Source organism: Campylobacter sp. MIT 21-1684, from assembly GCF_026241315.1.
In the GTDB taxonomy this organism is placed as follows: domain Bacteria; phylum Campylobacterota; class Campylobacteria; order Campylobacterales; family Campylobacteraceae; genus Campylobacter_D.
On sequence record NZ_JAPHNA010000041.1, the window covers coordinates 1 to 2611 of the forward strand.

General features: G+C 29.5%; 6 protein-coding genes. All 6 read left to right on the plus strand.

Annotated features, from left to right (window positions below):
- A partial coding sequence (locus OQH62_RS08365) for a hypothetical protein (RefSeq protein ID WP_266016088.1) occupies nucleotides 1-605 on the plus strand: 605 nt, incomplete at its 5' end.
- 8 nt (nucleotides 606-613) lie between these two features.
- Nucleotides 614-1192, plus strand: a complete 579-nt coding sequence (locus tag OQH62_RS08370; RefSeq protein WP_266016090.1) for a hypothetical protein — start codon at nucleotides 614-616, stop codon at nucleotides 1190-1192.
- A gap of 80 nt (nucleotides 1193-1272) precedes the next feature.
- A complete protein-coding gene (locus OQH62_RS08375) occupies nucleotides 1273-1464 on the plus strand; it encodes a hypothetical protein (protein WP_266016092.1) in 192 nt (63 codons plus the stop codon).
- Between the two features lie 15 nt (nucleotides 1465-1479).
- Nucleotides 1480-1869 (plus strand): hypothetical protein, encoded by a 390-nt coding sequence (locus OQH62_RS08380; protein ID WP_266016094.1) that lies wholly within the window; start codon nucleotides 1480-1482, stop codon nucleotides 1867-1869.
- Nucleotides 1870-1910: 41 nt separating this feature from the next.
- On the plus strand, nucleotides 1911-2072 hold the full coding sequence (locus OQH62_RS08385; RefSeq protein WP_266016095.1) for a hypothetical protein: 162 nt from the start codon (nucleotides 1911-1913) through the stop codon (nucleotides 2070-2072).
- Nucleotides 2069-2611 (plus strand): hypothetical protein (locus tag OQH62_RS08390; RefSeq protein WP_266016096.1); only part of this gene is annotated, 543 nt, incomplete at its 3' end. The genes OQH62_RS08385 and OQH62_RS08390, both read left to right, overlap by 4 nt.

Below are 2611 nucleotides of genomic sequence, written 5' to 3' on the forward strand. Positions count from 1 at the left end.
GGGAGGAGAATCTTCGTTTAAGTGGTAAAGAATGGGTAAAAGAGTATAAAGAAAAAGAGGGGCAAAGTGAAGAGAACCTATTAAATGATTTAGATTTTGACTTCAGAAAAAATGTAGCTACTTTTATTAACATTTTAAGGAATGCTGGCGCAAATGTTGTTGTTACTTCTACTAGAAGGTCTAAAAAAAGAGCTATCCTTATGCACTATGCGTGGCGTATAAGTGTTTCAAAAGATATTACTCCTCAACAAGCTCAAATCGAAACACAAAAAGAAAATATCCCAATTAATTGGATACATACAGATTCTAGCGGTAATTATTCAGAGAAAATTTCAAGAGAAAAAGCATTGGAGATGGTTAAAGCTTATGGTATGAGGGATAAAGCTTCTCTTACATCAAATCATATTTTAGGCAAAGCTATTGATATGACAATTACTTGGACAAAAACAATAAAGATAAAAGATAAAACGGGAAAAGAATATATATTAATAGCAAATAATGGTGCTAAATGTAAAGAACTCCACAATATTGGAGCAACTTATGGAGTCTATAAGTTGGTAAAAAATCCACCTGATGACCCACATTGGTCATTCAATGGAAAATAGGAACATAAATGCATTATATATTCACTATACTCTTTTGTTACAATAGCTTATTTGCGCTAATAGAAAAAGAAAAAAGTTTTGAAGATACAAATATCACAGAAGCATACAGACAGATAAAAAATAGTTTTTCAGAGGGCTATTATCTCCCACAGAATATTAAGGCTATGGAAAATATTACGCAAATGCTTGATGATAAAGAAAGTGAAATTTATGGCTATAAAAACTTTAAGGTGCTATGGCACAATGAAAATGAAGTAACAATAAGTCTTAATGCTTTTGAAAATGGAGAAAGAATTTGCACTTATAAAAGTTATGATATATTCTTAAAGCAAATAAATACAAATGTGCAAGGCATTATAGAATCCAAAATGCTTTACCCGCAAGATATACAAACATACATACAAAATGCTTGTGCTTGTAACTATTTTCGTGGTGAATATGGATATGATAAAGCAAGACAAAAAGAACTTGATGAAAAAATAGAACAATATTGTAAGCCACTCCCACAAACTTACAATATTTTGCAAGAAAAATATAATAATCAGCCAAAAATGCAAAAGATTTTGAAAAGGGTAAACGAGCTGTAAAATAAAGTATTTAAGGAACAAACAACTATGCTGTTATTTATCAATCCCTCAGGCAAACTCATAATAAAAGAAAATTCCCAATGAGTATTTCTCCTCTCTCTTTCACATCAAAAGCCAAACACAATACACAAGTAAGCTTTGATATAAATGCAAAGTTTCAATACACTATAAAAGAAGATTTTATGAAATATTATAATAAACATTTAGAAGAAGAATTGCAAGGTATTTCTAATCTTGCAATGAATAATGAAGACTTCGCTGAATTTTTATGATAAAGGGTTAAAATAATGAAAGTATTAAGTTTAATATTGCTGTGTTGTGTTTTATTAAATGCAAATAATCTTTTAAATGACTTCAGCAAATATCCTGCGCAAATATATCAAGGAAAACATAAAATCTCACAAGAGTACAAGTGTGCAAACACAGAATGCAGAGATATAAATGGTAAGTTAGTGGATTTAAAGATTAATTTTGCAGGTAAATATTCAATAATACCTCATAGTTGTGGCACTGGATGCAGATTTTATTCTTTACTGGATAAACAGAGCGGAAATGATGACTATATGATTCTAAGTAGATTTAACACAACACCTGATACAAACAATAAAGATAGCATTGATATTTTGTTAAGTCGAAAGGATAGCAATCTTTTAATAAATTGGTCAAAAAATTTATAAACAATGCAAAATATAATGGAGAGCATAAGCAAACAATTAGAGTGAAAAAAACTGGAAAAGAAGAAAAGGTAAATGTGTTAGAATATCTTTTAGATGATGGTACTTCCATAGGTATTCGCTCTAATTCTCAAACAGGTGGAAGAGCCATAGATATCAATAAAAAAGAAAAGATAATTCATAATTTGGAGACGATGAGAAAATGAAATACAAAGCACTAGAAAGTATTGATGCATTCCTGTTTAATTCTATTTATAAAACGGGTATAAATAAAAAAATAGCAGTTATTTTAGGAGAGCAAGCATTAGATTTAAAAATACTCTTAACCAACCCACATATTACGAAAATAGATATTTTAGAATATTTTGAATATTGCATTTTGCAAGAAGTGCAATCTGATTTTGAAATTGATGAGGGCTTTATGGGACAATATGATATTTATCCACTTGATATTTTAAGTAAAAGCCTTTTTGAAAACGACCCGCAACCTAGCTATGCAAGTGAATATATAGGGATAATTGGGGAGTGTTTCTTGGGTAATTTGATAGACTTTACTTGCAAAGATGAAGAAAAAAGTTTGTCGCACTCCTTTGATTCTCCATTGGAAGCTTGGAAATATTTTAAAGAAATATTTTTTTATCAATATCAAAATTATTTATATGATTATAGTAAAAAAGAGGATTACTCTAAAATACTTTGGAGCAATCCTAAAGATTGGAATTCTTGGGATATAAATGCAACTCTC